Here is a 23288-nt window from a genome sequence, read left to right on the forward strand (position 1 = left end):
GGGAGCGCAGGATGCAGACGCAAACGCTCGCTCTGGCCTTCCTCGCCGCCACCACCGTGGGCGGCATCGCCTGGGTCTTCCTGTACCCGTACCTCTCCGGGGAGAAGAAGGCCGAGTCGCGCCGTGCATCGGTAGCGCGCAGCGAACAGCCGACGACGCGAGGCAGCGAGCGCACGCAGCGCTCCCGCCGCGAGCAGGTCGAGGGATCGCTGAAGGAGCTCGAGGCGCGGCGGCAGAAGGACAAGAAAGTCCCGCTCGGCGTCCGCATCTCGCAGGCCGGACTGGAGTGGTCCGAGCAGAAATTCTGGATGATCTCCGGCGCGCTCGGCCTGTTCGGGTTCGGCGTGGCCTTCATCGTCGGCGGAGGACTGCTCGGTGCGGCCGGCATCGGCTTCGCCATGGGTCTCGGCGCGCCGCGCTGGCTGCTCGGCTTCTTGAAGAAGCGGCGGGAGAAAGCGTTCCTGAAGGCGCTGCCCGACGCCGTCGACGTCATCGTGCGCGGAATCAAGGCCGGCCTGCCGCTGTTCGAATCGCTCAAGGCGGTCGTCAACGACGCGCCTGAGCCGCTGCGCAGCGAGTTCCTTGCGATCATCGAGACCCAGGCGATCGGCATGCCGCTCGGCGAGGCCTGCGCCCGGCTCTACGAACGCATGCCGCTGCCGGAGGCGAACTTCTTCGGCATCGTGATCGCGATCCAGCAGAAATCCGGCGGCAATTTGTCGGAAGCGCTCGGCAACCTGTCGCGGGTGCTTCGCGACCGCAAGAAGATGGCCGAGAAGATCCAGGCGATGTCGATGGAAGCGAAGGCTTCCGCCGCCATCATCGGCTCGCTGCCGCCGATCGTGATGATCCTCGTGTTCCTCACGACGCCGGACTACATCGCCCTGCTGTGGACGAACTCGATGGGCCAGCTGATGCTGGTTGGCTGCGCGCTCTGGATGACGTGCGGCGTGCTCGTGATGAAGAAGATGATCAACTTCGATTTCTGACGGTGCAGCATGATTGATATTCTGGTCGCCAAGCTTCACGACGTCAGGTTCATGACCATGTTGCTTGCCTTCTTCGCGGCAAGCGCGACGGTCTACACGCTGGTGATGCCGCTGCTCGCCGGCGGCGACCTCAACAAGCGCATGAAGGCCGTCGCCAGCGAGCGCGAACGCCTCCGGCAGCGCGAACGCGAACGCCTGGCCAAGTCGGAAAAGGTGACGCTGCGCCAGACGCCGCGGCAGGCCGTCTCCAAGATGGTGGATGATCTGAACCTCACCAAATGGCTGGCCCAGGAAGCGGCGATCGAGAAGCTCGTGATGGCCGGCTATCGCGGCCACGCGCCGTATGTCTACTTCCTGGCAGCACGCGCGGTCACGCCGATCCTGATGCTGATCGGCGCGATCATCTACACTTTTTTCATCGCGGGCGCGAACTGGTCGCTGACGCTCAAGATCGGCATTTGCGTCGGCGCGACGTACGCCGGCCTGCAGGCGCCGATGCTGTTCCTGAAGAACGCGATCTCCAAGCGCCAGCTCCAGATCAAGCGCGCTTTCCCTGATTCGCTCGACCTGCTGCTGATCTGCATCGAGTCGGGCATGTCGGTCGAGGTCGCCTTCCGCAAGGTTGCTAACGAGATCGTCGGACAGTCGATCGCGTTGTCGGAGGAGTTCGCGCTGACGACCGCGGAATTGTCCTACCTGCAGGACCGCAAGTCGGCCTACGAGAACCTGGCGCGCCGCACCGGCCTCGAAGGCGTGAGGTCGGTCTGCATGGCCTTGCAGCAATCCGAACGCTACGGCACGCCGCTCGGCCAAAGCTTGCGCGTGATGGCGCAGGAAAACCGCGACATGCGCATGAACGAGGCCGAGAAGAAGGCCGCGGCGCTGCCGCCCAAGCTGACGGTGCCGATGATCCTGTTCTTCCTGCCCTGCCTGTTCATCGTGATCCTCGGGCCGTCCTACATCAAGATCGCCACGATGCACTGAGCTGCGTAGCAGCGCCTACGAAAACGCCGGCAATGCCGGGCGCTTTCTTTTGTGTGCGCATGAGCACGATGCTTCGCGAGCTGAGAGCTTCGCTGTCAAACGCAAAAGGCGTGGAGCGCTAGTCGTCCTTGGCGACGACAGGTGCGGCGCGCGATGCGGTCCGCGGCCCGTCCTTGCGGTTCAGCATGTCGCGGAGATAGGCGACATTGGCCGCCGCCTCTTCCGCCGGCAGGTCGGCCTTGACGATGGTTTCAGCCTCGGCGAAGCGGCCCTGCAGGCCGACGACCAGCGCAAGGTTCTGCCGGATGCGGGTATCGGCGCGGGCGCTGGCATAGGCCTGGCGCAGCGTCTCTTCCGCCTTCGGCAATTCCTTGGTCAGCATGTAGGACAGGCCGAGATTGGACAGCACCGACGGCTCGTCCGGAGCCAGCCGAAGGGCGCTGGCGTAATAGCGCCGCGCTTCTTCATGCCGGTTCAACTTGTCGAGCGTGGTGCCCTGCACCGACAGGATCCGCCAGTCCGGATTGTCGGGGCTGTGCGCGCGGCTCAACACGTCGAACGCGGCCTGCGAATTGCCGTTGTCGGCGAGCGCACGGCCATAGGCGGCGAGCAGCGGCTTGCTGCCGGGGCTGGCGAGCGTGGCCTGCTCCAGCACGGCGCAGGCCTGCGAGCGCTGTCCGGTCATGCGCAACGCCTGGCCGTAGGCGATCGCCGCGTCGACATCCTTGGGGTTCTTGCGATAGCGCTCGCCATAGAGCTCGACGGCGCGACGCGGATCGTCGGGCGCGGGATCCGGCCGCGACGCGATCGATCCGGTCACGTCGGACATGGTCTGGCAGCCGCCAAGCCCTGCGGCCAAAAGCGCCACGAGGGCTGCGGAAGCGAGATGCCGGGTCAAATTGGACTGTCGACGCATGGCACTGTGACTCACGAAATCGGGCGAATGGATCCAACTGAGCGTGCCAGCAATAGACTGTTAACCCTAACGTCTGGTTAACTGGCACGGTCAGTGATCGGCGCGCCCGGTTCCAATGCCGCAGGTCACGTCAACCGCGGGCGCGCTACCATCCGCCATGAAAGGCGTGTAGTAGCCAACCAACGCCGCCAGAACAGCCGAGAGCCGCATGCCATCCGTGTTCGAGACCGCACCCACGACCGCCGTTACGCCGATCACCTTCGTTACCAGGGCGACATGGGATGCGATCCGCAGCGAGTTGCCGGCGCCGGCCCGCCAGTTCGCCGAGGCCAACGGCTTTGAGGCCAAGCCCGGCAAATCCCTTGCCTTGCCGGCGGCTGACGGCGGCATCGCGCAGGTGCTGTTCGGCCTCGAGGACGCAGACCACAAGGCGCGCGATCCGTTCCGGCCCGGCGCCCTGCCCGGCCTGCTGCCGCCGGGCGTCTACCGCTTTGCCAATGCGCCACATGACACACGGCTTGCCGCGCTCGCCTTCGCGCTCGGCTGTTACCGCTTCGGCCGCTATCGCAAGAACAAGGCCCCCGAGGTTCGCCTGGTGCCGCCCGACGGCGTCGATGCCGCCGAGATCGCGCGGATCGCGGATGCCGCGGCACTGGCGCGCGACCTCATCAACACGCCGTCCAACGACATGGGACCGGCCGAGCTCGCCGAGATGGCGCGCGATCTCGCAAGCCGGTTCGGCGCCGCCTTCAATTGCATCGACGGCGACGAGCTCGCACAGAACTTCCCGCTGATCCATGCCGTCGGCATGGCCTCGACGCGCGCGCCGCGGCTGATCGATTTCACCTGGGGCGATCCGGCCCATCCAAAGGTGACGCTGGTCGGCAAGGGTGTCTGCTTCGACACCGGCGGGCTCGATCTCAAGCCGTCGAGCGGCATGCTGATCATGAAAAAGGACATGGGCGGCGCCGCCAACGTGCTGGCGCTGGCACAGATCGTGATGGATGCGAAGCTGAAGGTGCGGCTGCGCGTGCTGATCCCGGCGGTCGAGAACGCGGTTGCCGGCAACGCGTTCCGCCCGCTCGACATCTTCAAGTCGCGCAAGGGCATCACCGTCGAGATCGGCAACACCGACGCCGAGGGGCGGCTGGTGCTCGCCGACGCGCTGGCGCTGGCCGATGAGGAGACGCCGGATCTCCTGATCGATCTCGGCACGCTGACCGGCGCGGCGCGCGTGGCGCTGGGCCCCGATTTGCCACCGTTCTACACCAATGACGAGGCGCTCGCCGGCGACGTCACAGTTCACGCGAAGAGCGAGAACGACCCGTTGTGGCGGATGCCGCTATGGCCGGCCTACGATGCCTGGCTCGACTCCAAGACCGCCGACATCACCAACGCACCGTCAGGCAGTTTTGCGGGCTCGATCACCTGCGCGCTGTTCCTGCAACGCTTCGTCGAGCACGCCAGGAGCTGGCTGCATGTCGACATCTACGGCTGGACGCCATCGGCAAAGCCCGGTCGCCCCGAAGGCGGCGAGTGCCAGGCAGCGCGCGCGATCTACAAATTGCTGAGCCAGCGCTATGGATGATCCCCGCCTCACTCCCGCGCGCGACGACGTCGCCGCGAAATATCTCGAGGGCAAGGTCAAGGCTGCGCGCTTCGTTGAAGGCGAGACCTCCGAGGTCGTTGACGCCATCGCGCCGCTGCGGCGGGCGCCGGCGGCCGATGCCGAACAGATGACGCAGGCGCTGAAAGGCGAGCGCGTCACGGTGTATGACCGCAATGGCGAAGGCTGGGCCTGGGGCCAACTTGCCGACGACGGCTATGTCGGCTGGATTCCCGACGCCGCGCTGGCCAAGCCCGGCACGACGGCCACGCACAAGGTGACGGCGCTGCGCACGCTGGCGTTCCCGGGACCGTCGATCAAGCTGCCGCCGGTCGAGGCGCTGGCGATGGGGACGAAGCTCGCAATCGTCCGCGAGGACGGCGCCTTCGCGGTGAGCCGCGAGGGCTGGCACTTCCCTCGTCCACACGTCGGACCTCTCGGCGCGATGGCCGAGGATTTCGTCGCCATCGCCGAGCAATTCGTCGGCACGCCCTATCTGTGGGGCGGCAAGTCGAGCCTCGGCATCGATTGCTCCGGCCTGGTGCAGATCGCACTGACTGCTGCCGGCACCGGCTGCCCGCGCGACAGCGACATGCAGCAGGAAGGGCTCGGCCGCGAATTGACGGCTACGGAATCCAAGCATCTGCAGCGCGGCGACCTGATCTTCTGGAAGGGCCATGTCGCCATCGTGCGCGACGCAACGACGATCGTGCACGCCAATGCGTATCACATGGCGACGGTGGTGGAGAACACGCACGCCGCGATCGCGCGGATCAAGGCCGCGGGCAGCGAGGTGCTGGCGATCAAGCGGCTTTAAGAAGACCCATCTCCGTCATCCCCGCGCAAAGGCTTTGCCTTTGTCGCTGGAGGAGCGCGAAGCGCGTCTCGAAGGATCGACGGCCCCACTCCGGCCACGCCACCCTTCGCGGCTCGCTCCGCTCGCACCTCCAGCGACAACGGCGAAGCCGTTGCGCGGGGATGACGTGGAACGAGAACGATGACTACGTCGCCACCGTGCCTTCGCCGGCCGCTTCGATGCGGAACGCGGCGGCGAACAGGGCGCGAGTATAGTCGCTCTTCGGGTTCTTGAACAGCTCGGAGGCCGGCCCCTCCTCCTCGACCTTGCCGGATTTCATCACAATCAGATGGCTCGCGAGCGAAGCCACCACGCGCAGATCGTGCGAGATGAACATGTAGGTGAGGTCGCGCTTGCGCTGCAAATCGCGCAACAGGTCGACCATCTGGGCCTGGAGCAGCATGTCGAGCGCGCTGGTCGGCTCGTCCAGCACCACGAAGTTCGGCTCCAGCACGACCGCGCGCGCGATCGAGATGCGCTGGCGCTGGCCGCCGGAGAATTCGTGCGGATAGCGGAAGCGCCAGTCGGGATCGAGGCCGACATCCTTCAATGCCTTGACCACCCGCGCCTCGCGCTCCTCGCGCGACAGCTGCTTCTGGTGCACCTCGAGCCCCTCGGCGATGATGTCGGCCACCGACATGCGCGGGCTGAGCGAGCCGAACGGGTCCTGGAATACGATCTGCATGTCGCGGCGGAACGGCAGCATCTGCTTGAAGCGCAGGCCCTGGATGTCCTTGCCGAGGAACACGACCGGGCCATCGGACGAAATCAGCCTGAGCAGCGCGAGCCCGAGCGTGGTCTTGCCGGAGCCGGATTCGCCGACCACGCCGAGCGTCTCGCCCTTGCGCACCGCGAGGCTGACGCCATCGACCGCCTTGATGTGACCGACAGTCGAGCGCAGCAGCCCACGCTTGATCGGAAACCAGACCTTGAGATTGTCGGCCGACATCACGACCGGCGCGCCCGGCTGCGGCGGCGCCGGATCGGGCTTCGGCTCGGCCGCGAGCAGCGCCTTCGTATAGGCGTGCTTCGGCGCGGTGAAGACCTGCTCGACCGGGCCCTGCTCGACGATCTTGCCGTTGTTCATCACGCAGACCGTGTCGGCGATGCGGCGGACAATGCCGAGATCGTGGGTGATGAACAACAGGCTCATGCCGAGCCGGGCGCGGATCTCGGCGAGTAGCGCCAGGATCTGCGCCTGCACGGTGACGTCGAGCGCGGTCGTCGGCTCGTCCGCGATCAACAGATCGGGCTCGTTGGCGAGCGCCATCGCGATCATCACGCGCTGGCGCTGGCCGCCGGACAATTGGTGCGGATAGCTCTTGAGCCGCGTCTCCGGCTCGGGGATGCCGACCTGGCCGAGCAATTCCAGCGTCCGCGCCCGCGCCGCTGCACCGCTGATGCCCCGGTGCAGCGACAGGATCTCGCCGATCTGGGATTCGATGGTGTGGAGCGGATTGAGCGAGGTCATCGGTTCTTGGAAGATGATCGAGATGTCGTTGCCACGAATCCCGCGCATCTCGCTTTCCGACGATCCCAACAGATCGCGGCCCTTGAAGCGGATCGCCCCGGAGGGATGTGAGGCTGCCGGGTAGGGCAGCAGCCTCAATACCGACAGCGCGCTGACCGATTTTCCCGAACCGGATTCGCCGACCAGCGCCGTGCATTCGCCGCGCTTGATCGAGAAGGAGACGCGATCGACCGCAAGCGAGCGGCCGAAAGCGACGGAGAGGTCGCTGACGTCGAGTAGGGGCTGGTTAGTCGCGTCCATGCGTCAGCCCTTCGAGAACGTCTTGCGCGGATCGAAGGCGTCGCGCGCAGCTTCGCCGATGAAGATCAAGAGCGACAGCATGATCGCAACCGAGAAGAACCCGGTGAGACCGAGCCACGGCGCCTGCACATTGGCCTTGCCCTGCGACAGCAATTCACCGAGCGAAGGTGAACCGGGCGGCAGGCCGAAGCCGAGGAAATCCAGCGCCGTCAACGTCATCACCGAGGACGAGACGATGAAGGGCAGGAACGTCATGGTCGCGACCATCGCGTTCGGCAACAGGTGGCGGAACATGATCACGCGGTTGGAGACGCCGAGCGCGCGCGCCGCCTGGATGTATTCGAAATTGCGGCCGCGCAGGAATTCGGCGCGCACGAGGCCGACCAGCGAGACCCACGAGAACAGCAAGAGGATGCCGAGCAGGATGAAGAAGCCCGGCGGCAGCACCGCCGAGATGATCAAGAGCAGGTAGAGCGAGGGGATCGCGGTCCAGATCTCGATGAATCGCTGGAAGCCGAGATCGATCCAGCCGCCGAAATAGCCCTGCACGCCGCCGGCGGCGATGCCGATGATCGAGGACAGGATGGTCAGCGTCAGGCCGAACAGCACCGAGATGCGGAAGCCGTAGATCAGCCGCGCGACGACGTCGCGGCCCTGATCGTCGGTGCCGAGCCAGTTGTATTCGAGGTCACGGCAGCCGGTCAGGCCCTTCCGCTTCACCACGTCCGCGCACTGCTTTTCGGTCAGGAGCCAGGTCGGCTTCGACGGCACCGCCGTCGGCGGGTCGAGGTTGCGGCTGTCATAGGAATAACGGATCGGCGGCCAGATCATGCTGCCGCCCTTGGCGGCGATCTGCTTCTGCAGATAAGGATCGCGATAGTCGGCCGCGGTCTCGAAATCGCCGCCGAAGGTGGTCTCGGCGTAGGTGAAGATCACCGGCCAGTACAGACGGCCGTCATATTTGACGACCAACGGCTTGTCGTTGGCAATGAAATTGGCGAACAGCGACGCCACGAACAGGACGAGGAAGATCCAGAACGACCAGTAGCCGCGACGGTTCGCCTTGAAGTTCTGCCAGCGCCGCTTGTTCAGCGGCGACGGCGAGAAGCCGTGGCGCGTGGCGGGCACGGCCTCGCCGAGCGGCGATTGCGTCGTGGTTTCGACCGGCTGGGGCGCGAGCACCGTCATCAGACCTCCCGCGCCTCGAAGTCGATCCGCGGATCGATCCACATATAAGCGAGATCGGAGATCAGATTGACCACCAATCCGACCAGCGAGAAGATGAACAGCGTTCCGAACACCACCGGATAGTCGCGGTTCAATACGCTTTCGAAGCCGAGCAAGCCGAGCCCGTCGAGCGAGAAGATGGTCTCGATCAGCAGCGAGCCCGAGAAGAACGCGTGAATGAACGCGCCCGGGAAGCCGGCGATCACGATCAGCATGGCGTTGCGGAAGACGTGGCCGTACAGCACCTGACGCTCGCTGCAGCCCTTGGCCCGCGCGGTCATCACATATTGCTTGCGGATCTCGTCGAGGAACGAGTTCTTGGTCAGCAGCGTCATGGTGGCGAAGGCGCCGAGCGCCATCGACACCAGCGGCAGTGTCAGATGCCAGAAATAGTCGATGATCTTCCAGTACCAGGGGAATTGCGACCAACCGTCCGAGGTCAGGCCGCGCAACGGAAAGATGTTAAGGAACGAGCCGCCGGCGAACAGCACGATCAGCAGGATCGCGAACAGGAAGCCCGGGATCGCAAAGCCGATGATAATCACCGCCGAGGTCCAGGTGTCGAACCGCGAACCGTCCTTCACCGCCTTGCGGATGCCGAGCGGGATCGAGATCAGATAGGTCAGGAGCGTCATCCAGATGCCGAGCGACATCGAGACCGGCAGCTTTTCCTTGATCAGCTGGATCACGCTGACGCTGCGGAAATAGCTGTTGCCGAAGTCGAACCGCGCGAAATTCCAGACCATCAGGGCGAAGCGCTCGGGCGCCGGCTTGTCGAAGCCGAACTGCACCTCGAGCTTCTTGATGAAGTCAGGATCGAGGCCTTGCGCGCCCCGGTACTTCGAATTGATGGCCGCGCCGGCGCCCGCGCCCTGACCACGCTGCGCACCGAAATCGCCGCCGCCACCCGACACGCGCGAGGTGCCGCCGGTGTCGGCGCCGTTGATCTGCGCGATGACGCGCTCGACCGGACCGCCCGGAGCAAACTGCACGACCACGAAGGACACGAACAGGATGCCGAGCAGCGTCGGCAGCATCAGGAGGATACGTCGGGCGATATAGGCGCTCATCGGCTACTTCGCCTGCTCGAGCTTGGCGGCCTTGGCGGCATCGTACCACCAATTCTCCGGCGCGCCGACGCCCTGGGTATATTTCGCCAGCTTGTCCGTGTGACCGAACTGATCCCAATAGGCGATCGGATGCGTGTTGCGGTACCACTGCGGCACCCAGTAACGGCCGGCGCGGAACACGCGGTCGAAGGCACGGCAGGCAACCGTCAGCTCATGGCGGCTGTTCGCGCCGATGATCTTCTCGATCAACGCATCGATCGCCGGGCTGGAGATGCCTGCGAGATTGTAGGAGCCCTTGGTCTTCGCCGCCTGCGAGGAGAAGAACGGCCGCATGCTGTCGCCAGGCGTCGCCGAGAAGCTGAAGCGCTGCATGGTCATGTCGAAATCGAAATCCTCCACCCGGGCGCGGTACTGCACCGCGTCGACCAGGCGGAACGTCGCCTCGATGCCGAGCGTTCCGAGATTCTTGATGTAAGGCCCATGATGCGGTTGCAGCGAGGGCTCGTCGTTGAGGAATTCGATGGTGATGGGCTCGCCGTTCGGCAGCACGCGCTTGCCTTCCTTGACGACACAGCCGGCTTCGTTGAGCAGTTGCACCGCCTTGCGCAGCAAGGCGCGGTCCTGGCCGGAACCATCGGACATCGGCGGCACGAACGGCAGGCCGAACACCTCATCGGGGATCTGGCCGCGGAACGGCTCGAGCAACGCAAGCTCCTCCGGCGAGGGCGGCCCCTCCGCGACCATGTCCGAGTTCTGGAACGGCGAGACGGTGCGCGCATACGCATCGTACATGATGGTCTTGTTGGTCCACTCGAAGTCGAAGGCGCAGATCAGCGCCTCGCGCACGCGCGGATCCTTGAACTTGTCGCGGCGCAGGTTGATGAACCAGCCCTGCGCGCCGGACGGGGTGTCGTCGGGCAGCGTCTCGCGCTTGACGCGGCCATCCTTCACCGCAGGGAAATCGTAGCGTGTCGCCCAGACGCGCGCGGTGAACTCCTCGCGGAACAGATAGCTCTTCGAGGTGAAGCCCTCGAACGCCACATCGCGGTCGCGATAGAATTCGTAGCGCACGGTGTCGAAATTGTAGCTGCCGCGGTTGACCGGAAGGTCGGCGCCCCACCAATCCTTGACGCGGTCATATTCGACGTAGCGGTTGACCTCGAAGCGGCCGACCTTGTACGGCCCCGAGCCGAGCGGCGCATCAAGCGTCGAGTCCTCGAACGGTCGCGTCGCGTAGTAGGCCTTGGAGAAGATCGGCAGGCTCGCGACAAACAGCGGCACGTCGCGCGCGCGACCCGCCGCGAAGGTCACCACCACCGTCGCGTCGTCGGGTGCCTCGGCCTTGACGAAGTCACGGAGCTGCACCTGGATCAGCGGGTGACCTTTTTCCTTCAGCGTGGTGAGCGAGAAGGCGACGTCCTGCGCGGTCAGCCTCACACCGTCATGGAAGCGCGCCTCGGGACGCATGGTGAAGCGGTAGACCAGCTTGTCCGGCGAGATCTGCACCGACTTCGCGGCAAAGCCGTACATCGCGTCGGGCTCGTCATTGGCGCGCGACATCAACGTCGCGAACGTCATGTCCATGCCCTGCGCGCCTTCGCCCTTCAGGACATAGGCGTTCAGAGAGTTGAAGGTGTAGTAGGACTGGTTGTAGGCCCGCACCCACGGGATCACCGAGAAGGCGCCGCCCTTCGGCGCTTTCGGATTGACGTAGTCGAAGATCTGGAAATCCGCGGGATATTTCAGGTCACCGAACACCGACATGCCGTGCATCTCGGTTCCGTTGTCGGCCGCTGCCGGTGCGACACGCAAGCCTGCAGCACCCAACGCACCGATGCCGAGACCGAGTGCGTGCCGACGGGAGAATAGCGCCATGCGCGAATCCTTCGATCTTATGAACGCTTGAGCTTGGCCGCCTTGTCGGCGTCGAACCACCAGATCGCCGGGAATCCCGAGAGGCCATATTTGGGCAACTCTGCCGGACGGCCGAAGCGGTCCCAACGCGCCGTGCGCAGCTTCGGATAATTCCACTGCGGAACGACGTAATGGTTCCACAATAACACGCGGTCGAGCGCCTTCGTCGCCGCGACGAGGTCTTCGCGATCCGTCGCAAAAATCACCCGCTCTATCAATTTGTCGATCGCTGGACTCTTGATGCCCGCAATATTGCGCGATCCGGCGGTGTCCGCAGCTTTCGATCCCCAATATTCACGTTGCTCGTTCCCGGGTGACAAGGATTCCCCCCAAGACCCGATGACGATGTCGAAATCCCAATTGCGAAGCCGATTCTCGTATTGGATCGGATCAATTGTACGCACGGTGATCGAAAATCCGAGCCGCTCGAGTGGCGGCTTGTAAGCCAGCATGATCCTCTCGAAATTCGGATCCTCACTCAACAATTCGATAGAGAACGGCTCTCCGCTCTTGGAATCCACGAGCTTGCGGTCTCGTACTTCGTAGCCCGCCTCCTTGAGCAGGCGTGATGCTTCGCGAAGGTTTTCGCGCACGGCCTCGGGATTGCCGCCGACCGGGTTCGCATAGGCCGTTGTGAATACTTCGGCTGGCACCTGATCACCCATGGTTTCAAGGATGGCAAGTTCCTTGCCTTGCGGCAGCCCGGTCGCCATCAACTCCTCGGCACCATCAAAGTAGCTAGTGATGCGCTTGTACTGGCCGAAGAACAGCAGCTTGTTGACCTCCTCGAAGTCGAACGCGTAGTTCAGAGCGCGGCGAACACGCGGATCCTTGAATTTGGCACGGCGCTGATTCGGGACGAAGGCCTGCATAACGCCCGAACTGCGGTTCGGAAACTCTTCCAGCACCACACGTTTGTCGGTGACAGCCGGAAAATTATAGGCGGTCGCCCATGCCTTCGCGCTGTTCTCCAGGCGCCAGTCGATCTGATCGCCCTTGAATGCCTCGATCGCGACCGTCGGATCCCTGAAATACTCGTAGCGCAGCTCGTCGAAGTTGTTGCGCCCCACATTGATTGCGAGATCGCGCGCCCAATAGTCCTTGACGCGCTCAAGCACCACTGATCTTCCAGCGACGAATTCCTTGACACGATAGGCGCCTGACCCAAGCGGCTTCTCGAGGGTCGTCGCGTAAACATCACGCTTGCGGCCTTCGCTATCGGTGCTTTCCCACCAGTGCTTGGGCAGGATCGTCAGTTCACCCACGATCTGCGGAAGTTCCCGGTTGCCCGGCATGTCGAACACGAACTTCACGTCGCGATCACTGACCTTCTCCGCCCGGACCACATGGCTGTAATAGGCCGAATACATCGGATGATGCGTCTTGAACGCCTCGAACGAGAAGATCACGTCATCCGCGGTGACGGGCGCGCCGTCATGCCATTTCGCCTGTGGGCGAAGACGATAGATGACGTACGAAAAATCGTCGGGATAACTAGCGGCCTCCGCGAGCCCCCCGTACTGGGTTGATACTTCGTCGAGCGACGGCGTCATCAGAGGTTCGTAGACCAGTGCGACCGCCCCTGCGATCGAGCCCTTCACGCCTGAAACCACCACGTTGAAATTATCGAAGGTGCCAATGGCAATCTGGCGAACGCTGCCGCCCTTGGGCGCATCCGGGTTGACGTAGTCAAACCGCTTGAAGTCGGCCGGGTATTTGACGTTACCGAAGAGCGACAAGGCGTGCCGCCATTTTAATCCATTCGCAGCGTCATCCGCGAGCGCCGGAGTGAGCGCGCCGGTGCCGGGACCGAAACCGAGCGCCGGAGCCATTGCCGCCAGTGCGCTGCCCTGAAGGAGGTGTCGTCGGGTGATTGCCAAATTCGGAATTCCTGTTGCTGACCCCGCCTAGATGGACCTCAATATACGGCAACGGTTCGACTATTTACGTTGCTTTTTCCTAATGATGGCCGGTAGGGAACCAATCCGCTGCGGCGAAAGGTCTCGATAGCAAATCCTGCAACCCCAAACGAGGGCGACCGTTCCCCCATGCGAAAACGGCCAGGCATTGCCTGGCCGTTTCGTCCGCATGCTTGCGCGATGCAATTCGCTACTTCGAAGCGGTCGGGAGCGGAGCCGGATGCTCCGAGTTCGAATTCAGATAGGCGATGATGTCGGCGCGCTCGCTGTCCTTCGGCACACCGGCGAAGCCCATCGCGGTGCCGGGGACGAAGCCCTTCGGGTTGGTCAGGAACTTGTTGAGGTCGTCAAACGACCAATCGCCGCCCTTGCTCTTCATCGCAGCCGAGAAATTGAAGCCGCGGCCCTCGCCCTTCTTCTCGCCGACGATGCCGTAGAGGTTCGGACCGACGCGGTTGGGGCCGCCCTTCTCGAAGGTGTGGCAGGCCTGGCACTTCTTGGCGGCCGCTGCGCCCTTTTCGGCGGAAGCGGTCTGCAGCAGCTTCTCGATCGGCTCGGAGGCGGCCGCGGCCTCGCCGCCACCGCCATGGGACTCTTCCTTCACCGCGATCTCAAAACCCGGCTTCTCCGGCATCTTGGCCGAAAACACCGATCCGGCGGTAAAGCTCATCACCAGGACGACGATGCAGGTGCCGAGAACCGCACCGAGGATTTTGTTGAGTTCGAAGGAGTCCATTTCGGGTCAGGCTCCGGGCCTTGAATGTCGACTTCAGGCCGGGAATACGGCCGCGGGGAAAGACCTGGGAATCGGCCTTATCGCACCGCCCCAAGCAGGGTTGAGATATCGGTTTGCCCGCGCTCTGGCAACCCGTATAAACGCGCCGAATTCAACCTCCTCCCCGCCAATTTCCGCAGGCCGGACGGGCCCCGATACGAATGACGCAATCCCGCACCTTGGTGCTGATTCCGGCCCGCATGGCCGCCACGCGCCTCCCCGGCAAGCCGCTGCTCGATATCGCGGGCGCGCCTATGATCGTCCATGTGCTGCGGCGGGCCGAGGCGGCCGGGATCGGCCGGGTCGCGGTCGCGACCGACACGGCCGAGATCGCAGCCGCGGTGCAGGCTGCGGGCGGCGAGGTGGTGATGACCCGCCCCGACCATCCCTCCGGCTCGGACCGGATTCATGAAGCGATGATGACCCTCGACCCGCGCGGCGCAGCCGAGATCGTGGTCAATCTGCAGGGCGATTTCCCGACCATCACGCCCGAGACCATCCAGAGCGTGATGCCGGCGCTCGACGATCCCGCGGTCGACATCTCGACCCTGGCCTCGCGCATCCACAGCGAGGAGGAGGACCGGGCCCCCAGCGTCGTCAAGGCGGTGGGCTCCCCGATCGGGCCGAACCGGTTGCGCGCGCTGTATTTCACCCGCGCCACGGCGCCCTATGGCGACGGACCGCGCTACCATCATATCGGCCTCTACGCCTACCGCCGTGCAGCGCTGGAGCGGTTCGTGCAGCTGCCGCCCTCGCCGCTGGAGCAGCAGGAGAAGCTCGAGCAGCTCCGCGCGCTGGAGGCCGGAATGCGGATCGATATCACCATCGTCGACACCGTCCCGCGCGGCGTCGACACCCCGGCCGACCTCGATACCGCCCGGCGGATACTTTCCAAAGCCTGAGCGGCATCTCTTTGTTGAGCATGATCTTTTCGGAAAACCGGTTTCCACTTTTCCGGATCATGCTCTAAAAGGCCACCCATGACCAAGAAGCTGAAAATCGCGTTCCAGGGCGAGCCTGGCGCCAATTCCCATATCGCGATCGTCGAGGCCTATCCCGACGCCGAGCCAATGCCCTGCCCGACCTTCGAGGACGCGCTGGCCGCGATTTCCTCGGGCGAGGCCGATCTCGGCATGATCCCGATCGAGAATTCGGTCGCCGGCCGCGTCGCCGACATCCACCATCTCTTGCCCGCCTCGGGCCTGTTCATCGTCGGCGAATGGTTCTTGCCGATCCGGCACCAGTTGATGGCGGTCAAGGGCACCAAGCTCGGCGACATCAAGAGCGTGGAGAGCCACGTCCATGCGCTCGGCCAGTGCCGGCGCGTCATCCGCAAGCTCGGCATCAAGCCGATCGTCGCCGCAGACACCGCCGGCAGCGCCCGCGACATCTCCGAACGCGGCGACAGGAGCGTGGCGGCGATCGCCTCCCGCCTCGCCGCTGACATCTACGGCCTCGACATTCTTGCCGAGGACATTGAGGACGAGGCCCACAACACCACCCGCTTCGTGGTGCTGGCGCGCGAGGAGAAATGGGCCGCGCAGGGCTCCGGGCCGCTGGTCACCACTTTTGTCTTCCGGGTACGCAATCTGCCGGCCGCGCTCTACAAGGCGCTGGGCGGCTTTGCCACCAATGGCGTCAACATGACCAAGCTCGAAAGCTACATGGTCGACGGCAATTTCTTCGCCACGCAATTCTATGCCGATGTCGACGGCCACCCCGACGATCGCGGGCTCGCTTTCGCGCTGGAGGAATTGAAATTCTTCTCGCGCGAATTCCGCATCGTCGGCGTCTATCCCGGCCATCCCTTCCGCGCGACATTCAGCGAGACGCGGGATTGAGTCGCACGAACTCAATCTCTCCACGCGTCGTCCCGGCGCAGGCCGGGACCCATAACCACCGACGTTCGTAGGAAGCAAGGCGACAACCAGTTCGCGCAACAACTGGGGCCGCGGCGTATGGGTCCCGGCCTTCGCCGGGACGACAATTGTTATGTGGCGACCTTTGTCCCCAATCCGAACGCCTCGGCAAGCAGGCTGTAGGACTTCTTCCGCGCCGCGTGGTCGTAGACCGCGGTGATCACCATCAGTTCGTCGGCCTGGCTTGCGGAGATCAGCGGCTCCAGCTTCGTCAGCACGGTCGCGGGGCTGCCGACGAAGAGCCGTGCGCGGTTGCGTGCGATCGAGGCGCGCTCGGCGTCGGTGTAGGGATAGGCCTCCGCCTCCTCGATATCAGGCAGCGGCAGATACTGGCCGCGGTCGCGGCGCAGCCGGTTGAGATCCATCGACATCGCCAGCCGCTCGGCCTCCGCATCGGTGTCCGCGGCAACGACGGCGACCGCGAGAATCGATTGCGGCGTCGCGCGCCAACCCGACGGCTTGAAATGCGCCCGATAATTCGTCATCGCCGCGATCGCGTCATGAGTTGCGAAATGGTGCGCGAAGGCAAAGCCCATCCCGACCTGCGCCGCGAGCTCGGCAGAATAGTCGCTCGAGCCGAGCAGCCAGATCGGCGGCAGCGGCGAATCGTCCGGCATCGCCACTACATTGTTGTAGGGATGGCCGGGTGGAAAATCGCGCGTCTCCCACAAGGTCAATTCATGCAGCCGTTCGAGGAAATCATCGCCCTCGCGGCGATCGAGCCGGCTGCGCAACGCGTAGGCGGTGGCGCCATCGGTGCCGGGCGCGCGGCCAAGGCCAAGATCGATGCGGCCGGGAAACAGTGCCTCGAGCATCTTGAAGCGCTCGGCGACCACGAGCGGCGCATGGTTGGGCAGCATCACGCCGCCCGAGCCGACGCGGATATGCTGCGTCACCGCCGCGATCTGCCCGATCATCAAATCGGGCGCCGGGCTCGCGACCGAGGCGAGGTTGTGGTGCTCGGCGAGCCAATAGCGGACATAGCCGAGACCATCGACATGGCGCGCCAAATCGATGCTGTTGCGGAGTGCCGCAGCGGGCTTGGTGCCTGTGGTGACGACGGACAGGTCGAGGACGGAAAGCGGGATCATGGCCGACAACCTAGTGTGAGGTCAGGAGGCGACAAAGAGCCCGGCTGCGCAGAGCAGTCCCGCTCCCGAGGGCTGGTGGAGAGAGCAACAGGGCTTGGGACGAAACAAGACAATTCATTGACATATTATTCTGCCCACAATTCATTTCGGCAACCTCGCTCGTTGTACATTCAAATTTACTCCATATAATACAATCAATTAACAAATATTCGCATAAGTCGCTCGCCGCCCACCATACATGCCTCTCGGTCTATTTTTCTCGTTTCCTCGTCAACTATGGGCAATTTCCCATATCCGATGGGCTGTTTCGGCTCACCGGTTTCGCCTATGTTAGGGCCTTCATATCCAGGCCGGACGTCGACCCTCCAGTTGCGGAGCCCTTGCGTATCATGACCGAGACCATTTCCTCCGTGCCGAACGGACAGCGCGCACCGAAAGCGCCGAAAATCTCCTTCGAGTTCTTCCCGCCGAAGACCGAGGAGATGGAGCGCAATCTCTGGGAGACCATCAATCGCCTGGCGCCGCTGGCGCCGAACTTCGTCTCGGTCACCTACGGCGCCGGCGGCTCGACCCGCGAGCGCACCCATTCCACCATCACCCGCATCCTGCGCGAGACCGACCTGCTGCCAGCGGCGCATCTGACCTGCGTCAGCGCCTCGCGCAGCGAGATCGACGACATCGTCGACCGCTACCATGAGGTCGGCGTCCGCCACATCGTGGCGCTGCGCGGCGATCCGCCCGGCGGCATCGGCACGCCCTACTTCACCCATCCCGACGGCTACCAGAGCTCGGCCGAGCTCGTCGCCGGGATCAAGCGGCGCCACGCCGATATCGAGATCTCGGTGTCCGCCTATCCGGAGAAGCATCCGGAAGCCGCCGACTTCGACACGGACATCGACACGCTGAAGGCCAAGGTCGATGCCGGCGCGACCCGCGCGATCACCCAGGTGTTCTTCGATAACGACCTCTACCATCGCTATGTCGACAGGGTGCGGGCGCGCGGCATCGAGATTCCGATCGTGCCGGGCATCATGCCGATGCACAATTTCAAGCAGGCCCGCAATTTCGTCACCCGCGCCGGCACCAGCGTGCCGGACTGGCTCGCCGAGAAGTTCGAAGGCCTCGACAACGACGCCGAGACCCGCAAGCTGGTGGCGGCAACCGTCGCCGCCGGCCAGGTGCAGAAGCTGTTCAAGCACGGCGTCGACACCTTCCACTTCTACACCATGAACCGCGCGGACCTCGTGTTCGCGATCAGCCACCTGCTCGGCATCCGACCGAACGGTGCCCAGAAAGCTGCCTGACATGTCCGTTCCCGTTTCTCCCAAGCGTAACGCTTTGCTCGCGGCTGCCCGCGAACGCATCCTGGTGCTCGACGGCGCCATGGGCACGATGATCCAGGGCCTGCAGTTCGACGAAGCCGCCTTCCGCGGCGCGCGCTTTGCGGACTTCCATCGCGATATCAAGGGCAACAACGATCTGCTGATCCTGACCCAGCCCGAGGCGATCACGGACATCCACGCCGCGTATCTGCGCGCCGGAGCCGACATCGTCGCGACCAACACCTTCTCCTCGACCTCGATCGCGCAGGCCGACTACGACATGTCGGACCTCGCCTATGAGATGAACCTGCAAGGCGCTCGCCTCGCGCGCGCCGCCGCCGAGCGGGTGAGCGCCGAGGACGGCAAACAGCGCTTCGTTGCCGGCGCGCTCGGCCCGACCAACCGCACTGCCTCGATCTCGCCGGACGTCTCCAATCCCGGCTATCGCGCGGTGACCTTCGACGATCTGCGCAAGGCCTATGGCGAACAGGCCAAGGGCCTGCTCGATGGCGGCGCCGATCTGCTGCTGGTCGAGACCATCTTCGACACGCTGAACGCCAAGGCGGCGCTGTATGCGATCGCCGAGATCATCGAGGAGCGCGGCATCGACGTGCCCGTGATGATTTCCGGCACCATCACCGACAAGTCCGGCCGCCTGCTCTCCGGGCAATTGCCGGAGGCGTTCTGGCATTCGGTGCGGCATGCCAAGCCGATCACGATCGGCTTCAACTGCGCGCTCGGCGCCGAGGATCTGCGCGCGCATATCGCGGATATCGGCCGCGTCGCCGACACGCTCGTGTGTGCCTATCCGAATGCCGGCCTGCCCAACGAGTTCGGCCAGTACGACGAGACGCCGGACTACATGGCGCGGCTGATCGGCGAATTCGCCGCCGCCGGCCTCGTCAACATCGTCGGCGGCTGCTGCGGCACCACGCCCGACCATATCGCCGCGATCGCCAGGGCCGTCGCTCCGCACAAGCCGCGCGTGGTGCCCGAGGTCCAACCGCGTCTCAAGCTGTCGGGCCTCGAGCCGTTCACGCTCACCGACGCTATTCCCTTCGTGAACGTCGGCGAACGCACCAACGTCACCGGCTCGGCGCGCTTCCGCAAGCTGATCACCGCGGGCGACTACGCCGCCGCGCTTCAGGTCGCGCGCGACCAGGTCGAGAACGGTGCCCAGGTCATCGACGTCAACATGGACGAGGGCCTGCTCGACTCCGAGAACGCGATGGTGACGTTCCTCAACCTCGTCGCCGCCGAGCCCGACATCGCGCGCGTGCCCGTGATGGTCGATTCCTCCAAGTTCCACGTCATCGAGGCCGGCCTGAAATGCATCCAGGGCAAGCCGATCGTGAACTCGATCTCGATGAAGGAAGGCGAGGAGAAATTCCTGCACGAGGCGACGGTGGCCAAGCGCCACGGCGCCGCCGTCGTCGTGATGGCGTTCGACGAGACCGGCCAGGCCGACACGTTCGCGCGCAAGACCGAGATCTGCAAGCGCGCCTATGACATCCTGGTCAACCGGCTCGACTTCCCGCCCGAGGACATCATCTTCGATCCGAACATCTTCGCGATCGCGACCGGCCTCGAGGAGCACAACAATTACGGCGTCGACTTCATCGAGGCGACGCGCTGGATCCGGCAGAACCTGCCGGGCGCCCACATCTCCGGCGGCGTCTCCAATTTGTCGTTCTCGTTCCGCGGCAATGAGCCGGTGCGCGAGGCGATGCACTCGGTGTTCCTGTATCACGCGATCCATGCCGGCATGGACATGGGCATCGTCAATGCCGGGCAGATGATCGTCTATGACGACATCGACCCCGAGCTGCGCCAGACCTGCGAGGACGTGATCCTCAACCGCGACCCAGGCGCGTCCGAACGGCTGCTGGCGCTTGCCGAAAAATTCCGCGGCAAGGAGAAGCAGACCAAGGAGCAGGATCTCGCCTGGCGCGAATGGCCGGTCGAGAAGCGGCTCAGCCACGCGCTGGTGCACGGCATCACCGAGTTCATCGAAGCTGACACCGAGGCCGCCCGCCAGAACGCCTCGCGTCCGCTCGACGTCATCGAAGGCCCGCTGATGGCCGGCATGAACGTGGTCGGCGACCTCTTCGGCGACGGCAAGATGTTCCTGCCGCAGGTCGTGAAGTCGGCGCGCGTGATGAAGCAGGCGGTAGCCTATCTGATGCCGTTCATGGAGGAGGAGAAGGCGCGCAACCTCGCCAATGGCATCACCGGCGGCCGCAACGCCGCGGGCAAGATCGTGCTCGCGACGGTCAAGGGCGACGTCCACGACATCGGCAAGAACATCGTCGGCATCGTGCTCCAGTGCAATAATTTCGAGGTCATCGACCTCGGCGTCATGGTGCCCGCCAACAAGATCATCGAGACCGCGAAGGCCGAGGGCGCCGACATCATCGGCCTATCCGGCCTGATCACGCCCTCGCTCGACGAGATGAGCTTCCTCGCCGGCGAACTGGAGCGGCAGGGCATGAACGTGCCGCTCCTGATCGGCGGCGCGACTACCAGCCGCGTGCACACCGCCGTGAAGATCGATCCGAACTATCCGGGCGGCCCGGTCGTGCATGTCAACGACGCGAGCCGCGCCGTCGGCGTCGCCTCCTCGCTGCTGTCGGCCGAGAAGAAGCAGGCCTATGCCGCCGAGGTGCGCGCCGAATACGCCAAGATCTCGACGGCGCATTTCCGCGCCCAGGCCGACAAGAAGCGACTGAAGCTCAACGAGGCCCGCGCCAACAAGGTCGCGATCGACTTTGCGGCAGTGCCGCCGGAGAAGCCGACCTTCTTCGGGCTGAAGAGTTTTGACGCCTACGATCTCGCCGAACTCGCGGATTACATCGACTGGACGCCGTTCTTCCAGACCTGGGAGCTGACCGGCCGCTTCCCGGCGATCCTCGACGATCCCAAGGTCGGCGAGGTCGCGCGCTCGCTCTATGCCGACGCGCGCAAGATGCTGGACACGATCATCAAGGAGAAGTGGTTCACGGCGCGCGCCACCGTCGGCTTCTGGCCGGCGAACGCCGTCGGCGACGACATCGAGGTCTATGCCGACGAGAGCCGTGCCAAGAAGATCGCGACCTTCCACACGCTGCGCCAACAGCTCGAGAAGCGCGAGGGCCGCTTCAACGCCGCGCTGTCCGACTTCGTCGCGCCCAAGGAAACCGGCGTGCCCGACTATATCGGCGGCTTCGTCGTTACGGCGGGGATCGGTGAGGATGCCGTCGCCGACCGCTTCAAGAACGCCAATGACGACTACTCCTCGATCCTGTGCAAGGCGTTGGCCGATCGTCTCGCCGAGGCCTTTGCCGAGCGCATGCACCAGCGCGTGCGCAAGGAGTTCTGGGCCTATGCGCCCGACGAGACGTTCACCGCGGACGAATTGATCCTCGAGAAATACGACGGCATCCGCCCCGCGCCCGGCTATCCGGCGCAGCCCGATCACACCGAGAAGCGGACGCTGTTCGCGCTGCTCGATGCCGAGAACACCGCCGGCGTGAAGCTGACCGAGAGCTTTGCGATGTGGCCGGGCTCGTCGGTCTCGGGCCTGTATTTCTCGCATCCCGAAAGCTTCTATTTCGGCGTCGGCAAGATCGAGCGCGATCAGGTCGAGGACTATGCCTCACGCAAGGCCATGACGGTCGCCGAGGTCGAGCGCTGGCTGGCGCCGGTGCTGAACTACATCCCGTCGCAGGAGGGCGCCAAGGGCCAGGCGATCGCGCCCGCCGCGACGCCCGCCAACGACGAGGAACTGGCCTCGCATCCGCAGGGCTGCACCTGCGCGGTGCACCTCGCCTGGCGGAAGAAGAAGGTGGGCGCGGGCTAGGCCCTTCACCCTCCCCTGGCGGGGGAGGGTCGGAGCGCATGGAGCGCAGCGCAATGCGCTCCGGGGTGGGATGATCCCTCCGCTCGGGCACCTCCCGACACGACAGACCTTCACCCCACCTCGGTTCGCATTTCATGCGAACCGATCCTCCCCCTCCAGGGGAGGATAAGACCGCTCTCTGATACGTTTCATCTCCATGGAGCGGCGTAGCCCGGATGCAGCGAAGCGCGATCCGGGATAGACTGCGACCGCACGCTGGCCGGTCCCGGATTTCACTTGCGCTTCATCCGGGCTACGGGCCTCGTCGTTTGGCGCAGAGAGAAATCCCCCATGCGGTTCTTCTCCTTCTGGCGATCGCTGGCGAGCTTTCGGGTGCGGATCGCGCTCAACCTGAAGAGCGTGCCGGCCGATGTCGTGTTCATCGACCTCGATGCCGACGCGCATCGCGCTGACGCCTATCGCAAGATCAATCCGCAGATGGCGCTGCCGGCGCTGGTGACCGACGACGGCACCGTGCTGTTCCAGTCGCTCGCGATCATCGACTATCTCGACGAGACCTATCCCGACCCGCCGCTGCTGCCATCGGATGCGCTCGGCCGCGCCCGGGTGCGCGGGCTCGCGCTGATGGTCGCCTGCGAGGGTCATCCATTGCTGACGCCGCGGGTGCGCCGCTATCTCGACCGCGAGCTCGATTTGCGCGACAGCCAGCAGAGCGCCTGGCGGCGGCACTGGACGGTCGAGACGCTGGCGGCGCTCGAGGGCCACCTCGACGGCCACAAGGCGACCGGTCAATTCTGCCACGGCGATGCGCCGACCATCGCCGACATCTGCCTGGTCGGCCACGTCACCGCGGCGATCAACCAGCAGATCAGCCTGTCGCCCTGGCCAACCGTGAAGCGGATCCACGAGACCGCGATGGCACTGCCGGCGTTCGCCAAGGCGCATCCCTCCGCGCAGCCGGATACGCCGGAGGCGATGCGGGCGAAGTGAGCTCACCGTCGTCCCTGCGAAAGCACTAGGGCATGCACACATTTTGCTGCGACAGATTGACTCGAACGCTGAATCTGGGATTCCAGAATCGGCAATCGATG

General features: G+C 64.6%; 17 protein-coding genes. 9 read left to right on the forward strand and 8 right to left on the reverse strand.

All coding sequences use genetic code 11. From position 1 onward, the window contains the following. Positions 1-11 precede the first annotated feature (11 nt). Both AC628_RS11170 and AC628_RS11175 read left to right on the forward strand, forming a co-directional pair. The gene (locus AC628_RS11170) at positions 12-989 is read left to right on the forward strand and encodes a type II secretion system F family protein (protein ID WP_074126888.1); all 978 of its coding nucleotides are present in this window, start codon (positions 12-14) and stop codon (positions 987-989) included. 9 nt (positions 990-998) lie between these two features. Then, positions 999-1973 (forward strand): type II secretion system F family protein, encoded by a 975-nt coding sequence (locus tag AC628_RS11175; protein WP_074126889.1) that lies wholly within the window; start codon positions 999-1001, stop codon positions 1971-1973. 118 nt (positions 1974-2091) lie between these two features. On the opposite strand, the gene AC628_RS11180 is transcribed toward AC628_RS11175, so the two are convergent. Next, positions 2092-2889 (reverse strand): tetratricopeptide repeat protein, encoded by a 798-nt coding sequence (locus AC628_RS11180; protein ID WP_074126890.1) that lies wholly within the window; start codon positions 2887-2889, stop codon positions 2092-2094. Positions 2890-3097: 208 nt separating this feature from the next. On the opposite strand from AC628_RS11180, the gene AC628_RS11185 reads away from it, so the two are divergent. Both AC628_RS11185 and AC628_RS11190 read left to right on the forward strand, forming a co-directional pair. Beyond that, positions 3098-4477 carry a leucyl aminopeptidase family protein gene (locus AC628_RS11185; protein WP_074126891.1) on the forward strand — a complete coding sequence of 460 codons (1380 nt, stop codon included), beginning with the start codon at positions 3098-3100 and terminating at the stop codon, positions 4475-4477. After that, positions 4470-5312: a C40 family peptidase gene (locus AC628_RS11190; RefSeq protein ID WP_074126892.1), complete on the forward strand. Its 843-nt coding sequence runs from the start codon at positions 4470-4472 to the stop codon at positions 5310-5312. The genes AC628_RS11185 and AC628_RS11190 overlap by 8 nt, the downstream gene beginning before the upstream one ends. Before the next feature lie 184 nt (positions 5313-5496). Here the strand turns inward: AC628_RS11190 and AC628_RS11195 are convergent, their stop codons facing one another. The 6 genes from AC628_RS11195 to AC628_RS11220 form a co-directional block, all read right to left on the reverse strand. Next, positions 5497-7122 carry an ABC transporter ATP-binding protein gene (locus AC628_RS11195; protein WP_074126893.1) on the reverse strand — a complete coding sequence of 542 codons (1626 nt, stop codon included), beginning with the start codon at positions 7120-7122 and terminating at the stop codon, positions 5497-5499. Positions 7123-7125: 3 nt separating this feature from the next. Further along, positions 7126-8310 (reverse strand): ABC transporter permease, encoded by a 1185-nt coding sequence (locus AC628_RS11200; protein ID WP_074126894.1) that lies wholly within the window; start codon positions 8308-8310, stop codon positions 7126-7128. Then, positions 8310-9419 (reverse strand): microcin C ABC transporter permease YejB, encoded by a 1110-nt coding sequence (locus tag AC628_RS11205; protein ID WP_074126895.1) that lies wholly within the window; start codon positions 9417-9419, stop codon positions 8310-8312. Before AC628_RS11205 ends, AC628_RS11200 begins: the two co-directional genes overlap by 1 nt. 3 nt (positions 9420-9422) lie before the next feature. Next, positions 9423-11294: an extracellular solute-binding protein gene (locus tag AC628_RS11210; protein WP_074126896.1), complete on the reverse strand. Its 1872-nt coding sequence runs from the start codon at positions 11292-11294 to the stop codon at positions 9423-9425. A 17-nt stretch (positions 11295-11311) separates the two neighbouring features. Beyond that, positions 11312-13213: an extracellular solute-binding protein gene (locus AC628_RS11215; protein ID WP_074126897.1), complete on the reverse strand. Its 1902-nt coding sequence runs from the start codon at positions 13211-13213 to the stop codon at positions 11312-11314. A gap of 229 nt (positions 13214-13442) precedes the next feature. Then, positions 13443-13988 (reverse strand): c-type cytochrome, encoded by a 546-nt coding sequence (locus tag AC628_RS11220; RefSeq protein ID WP_074126898.1) that lies wholly within the window; start codon positions 13986-13988, stop codon positions 13443-13445. Between the two features lie 200 nt (positions 13989-14188). On the opposite strand from AC628_RS11220, the gene AC628_RS11225 reads away from it, so the two are divergent. Continuing rightward, positions 14189-14929, forward strand: a complete 741-nt coding sequence (locus AC628_RS11225) for a 3-deoxy-manno-octulosonate cytidylyltransferase (RefSeq protein ID WP_074126899.1) — start codon at positions 14189-14191, stop codon at positions 14927-14929. Between the two features lie 78 nt (positions 14930-15007). Next, positions 15008-15868, forward strand: coding sequence for a prephenate dehydratase (locus tag AC628_RS11230; protein WP_074126900.1), 861 nt, complete (start codon positions 15008-15010; stop codon positions 15866-15868). A gap of 149 nt (positions 15869-16017) precedes the next feature. Here the strand turns inward: AC628_RS11230 and AC628_RS11235 are convergent, their stop codons facing one another. Beyond that, positions 16018-17037, reverse strand: coding sequence for an LLM class flavin-dependent oxidoreductase (locus AC628_RS11235; protein ID WP_074126901.1), 1020 nt, complete (start codon positions 17035-17037; stop codon positions 16018-16020). Between the two features lie 389 nt (positions 17038-17426). On the opposite strand from AC628_RS11235, the gene metF reads away from it, so the two are divergent. From metF to maiA, 3 genes are all read left to right on the forward strand, one after another. Continuing rightward, a complete protein-coding gene (gene metF, locus AC628_RS11240) occupies positions 17427-18341 on the forward strand; it encodes a methylenetetrahydrofolate reductase [NAD(P)H] (RefSeq protein WP_074126902.1) in 915 nt (304 codons plus the stop codon). A 1-nt stretch (position 18342) separates the two neighbouring features. Beyond that, positions 18343-22197: a methionine synthase gene (metH, locus tag AC628_RS11245; RefSeq protein ID WP_074126903.1), complete on the forward strand. Its 3855-nt coding sequence runs from the start codon at positions 18343-18345 to the stop codon at positions 22195-22197. Positions 22198-22527: 330 nt separating this feature from the next. Continuing rightward, a complete protein-coding gene (maiA, locus tag AC628_RS11250) occupies positions 22528-23187 on the forward strand; it encodes a maleylacetoacetate isomerase (RefSeq protein ID WP_074126904.1) in 660 nt (219 codons plus the stop codon). The last annotated feature ends 101 nt before the right edge of the window (positions 23188-23288 follow it).

It is taken from the genome of Bradyrhizobium sp. NAS96.2 (genome assembly GCF_001908235.1).
In the GTDB taxonomy this organism is placed as follows: Bacteria; Pseudomonadota; Alphaproteobacteria; order Rhizobiales; family Xanthobacteraceae; genus Bradyrhizobium.